The sequence below is a fragment of the Corynebacterium kozikiae genome, from assembly GCF_024580965.1.
Classification (GTDB): Bacteria; Actinomycetota; Actinomycetes; order Mycobacteriales; family Mycobacteriaceae; genus Corynebacterium; species Corynebacterium kozikiae.
Genome location: NZ_JANIKJ010000037.1, coordinates 1 through 2,944, shown reverse-complemented (window position 1 = coordinate 2,944; position 2,944 = coordinate 1). Strand labels below are relative to the sequence as shown.

The following is a 2,944-nucleotide window of genomic DNA, read 5'->3' as shown; positions in this document are numbered from 1 at the left end:
CATGATGGGGTATAATATATATAGAATGTGTTAATCTATGCATTTTACGAGCTATGGGTTTAATTGTTGTTTTGTGGGATAGTATATGTGTTTTTTTTTTTTTTTCAAGCAGAAGACGGCATACGAGATCAATGGATGTCTCGTGGGCTCGGAGATGTGTATAAGAGACAGCCCCAACCCCACCGCGCTAATCCACCTCTGGCGGGAACGCGGGTGAAGATGAAGTGGGTGCCAACTGCGCCACCGCGGACTCACGGGACATGCCACACACTTGCAGCAGGTCCACGGTGATGGAACGCGATTGTGCAAGGATTACCTGCGCGGAAAGCACTCCCCCTTTGGCCACGTCCAACCCGGCGCGCGCACCTACGTCACGCAATGTGTGTACCAACTCGGGTACCTCTTGGGCCTCGGAGTGGCCTTGGGCGTATAGCTCGGCAAGGCGGTTGGTTACTAGGGAGAGGTCGCTGATGATCGCGATCTGTTGCTCACTCACGGCGTCGCCATCCTGCAGCAGCACCTGCGCCCGCCGGGCCAGCACGCGCGTATTGCGGATCGCGTTGTCCACCGGCGCCAGGATCCGCACAAAGGAATCCACCCTCCGCCGCGCAGCCCACAACAGCGGTGATACGGCCACGTTTTCCTTTGAACCTTTGGCCGCCTCTAGCATCGCGTTGATGTTGGTCTGGCTCCCGCGCACCAGCGCCAGCGCGGTTTCAATGGCCTGCGCGTCCCGCCGCGCTAGCGCTTCTGCTACGTCCTCAAGTACCGACGCCGCCAGCGCCAGCACTTTAGACACTTCACGGCGCCCTGCGCTGAGCGGGGCGTTGGGCAGGACGGCGATCACGAGGATGGCCACGGCACCGCCGATGAGGGCGTCGATTGGCCGCTCGAATCCACTACTGCTCCCTGGGGGCATAATCGTGGCAATCAGGATGGAACCAATTGCCACTTGGTTACTCACGAGCTGTGAACCGGAAAGGAATGAGGCCACAGCCAAACTCACCGCAACCGCCAGCGCTATCTGCCAGTGTCCGGAGCCGATGTTGTAGATCAGGAGGTCGCCAAGACCTACGCCAACGGAGCACCCCAATGCCAGTTCAAAGGCTCGCCGCAGCCTCGCGCCACCGGAAAGCCCAAGGGTGATCACCGCCGCCATCGGCGCGAAGAAAGGCACGGAGTGGCCAAAGAAGCGTTGGGCTATATAGAACGCCAGGCCTGCGGCAATGGCCACCTGAACGATGGAGAGCAGGTTGCGGCGCACGCGAAGTGCGCGGTTATGCAGGGAGTCATCCAATTTGCGTATCTGCGCAACGGTTGCCGTAGTGCGTTTGCCCATGCCGCCTAGGTTACCGGCGCCAGTGCTGCCGCCGCCGACTTTCTAGACATCCCACAGATTTGCAGCATGTCCACAATCAACGAGCGCGTTTGCACCAGCAGCGCCTGCTGAGTGAGTACTTGGGTGGCGAGTATTTCCGGCTGCGCGCGCACCGCCAAGCCTTGGAGTTGCTTCACCAGTTTGGGGATCACCAGGTGTTCGGCCTTATGCCCCGCGTAAGCGTGCGCCAGGGTTTCTGCGATCTGGGAGAGCTCCGCAATCATCTGCACTTGCTCTTCGGATGTCCTGCCCTGGGCCTCGGCGAGGATGAGCGCCTGCCGGGCGAGCACGCGGGTGGAACGGATGGTGTTGTCCACCGGGTTGAGGATGCGCAACATGCTTGCAATGCGGCTGCGCTGCGCCCACAGGAAGGGCGAAAACCTCGCAGCCTCCTTGCTTTCCTGCGCCGCTGCAATCATTTTGTTGATGCCTGCTTGCGTACCGCGCGCTGTGGCCAGGGCTGAGGAGATGCTGGCTGCGTCGTAACGCGGCAGCGCCTTGGCCACCTGATCCAGAATGCCGGCCGCGATGCCGAGCATGTGGGAGATTTCGCGGCGGCCTGAGCGCAGTGGGGAGATGGGAAACAGGGCGAGCACCACCAAGCCCACGATGCCACCGATCAGCGCGTCCGTCATGCGGTCAAAGCCGCCGGACGTGCTGGGCGGGAGGATGGTTGCCACCAGCACTGATGCGAAGGCCGCCTGGTTGGCCAGCAGCGGGCCTTTGTCAATGAAGATGCCTACCGCCACCGCGGACATCACGCCGAGGGCAATTTGCCACACGCCGGTGCCCACGCTGGCAACGATCAGGTCCCCCAAACCCACACCCACGGAGACACCCACCACCAGCTCGATGGAACGGCGGAAGCGCTCACCGCCGGTGGTGGAAAGCACAATCACCACACTCATGGGCGCAAAGAAGGGGTGTTCGTGCCCAATGAGCAGGCCCACCCAAAACGCCAGGCCAGAGGCAAAACCCACCTGGAGAACGTAGGGCCAGTTGTCCTTCAGACGATCAATACCCTCAGTGATCCGCGATGTTGGCAGCAGTGTTGGCCGCATACACGCTCCTGTTCCTTCGTGACTCTGCCGTATCAGTGTACTCCTCAGGAAACCCTTGACTTCATGCAAAGAATCTTTTACATTTGGCCATATTAGGTTTCCGTTTTGTTAAAGAGGGGAGGTGTTTTGAACCCGCAAGAAAACATGGTCCGCAAATGGCGGCGCTGGCTTGAACTTTCGCAGGCGGACCTGGCCGCGCGCGTGGGCGTTTCAAGACAAACCATTGCCAACATCGAAAAAGGGAACTACTCCCCCTCCGTGTACCTGGCCCTAGCCATCTGTAGGGAGCTGGGCAAAACAGTTGAGGAAGTATTTGGAAAGGAACAAGCATGAGCACCAAAATCACTGAGGCGCTTGGCCGCACTGCGCTCGCCCACGGGGGCCGACCCCCGGAAAGTAGACACATCGGGTGGTCAATATGATGGGATTATGTTAGCTCACGCGGTCTTGGCTTCAAACTCTTTTGGTGACAGGTATCCACACCAGGAGTGACGCCTTTTGGTGT

Annotated in this window: 3 protein-coding genes; 1 reads left to right on the top strand and 2 read right to left on the bottom strand. The window is 59.6% G+C overall.

Annotation, left to right across the window (positions count from 1 at the left end):
* Window positions 1-187: 187 nt before the first annotated feature.
* Together NQ018_RS11185 and NQ018_RS11180 are read right to left on the bottom strand one after the other, a co-directional pair.
* The gene (locus NQ018_RS11185) at window positions 188-1,339 is read right to left on the bottom strand and encodes an FUSC family protein (RefSeq protein WP_257038222.1); all 1,152 of its coding nucleotides are present in this window, start codon (window positions 1,337-1,339) and stop codon (window positions 188-190) included.
* 5 nt (window positions 1,340-1,344) lie between these two features.
* Window positions 1,345-2,439 (bottom strand): FUSC family protein, encoded by a 1,095-nt coding sequence (locus tag NQ018_RS11180; RefSeq protein ID WP_257061008.1) that lies wholly within the window; start codon window positions 2,437-2,439, stop codon window positions 1,345-1,347.
* A gap of 144 nt (window positions 2,440-2,583) precedes the next feature.
* On the opposite strand from NQ018_RS11180, the gene NQ018_RS11175 reads away from it, so the two are divergent.
* Window positions 2,584-2,772, top strand: a complete 189-nt coding sequence (locus NQ018_RS11175) for a helix-turn-helix transcriptional regulator (RefSeq protein WP_257038260.1) — start codon at window positions 2,584-2,586, stop codon at window positions 2,770-2,772.
* The last annotated feature ends 172 nt before the right edge of the window (window positions 2,773-2,944 follow it).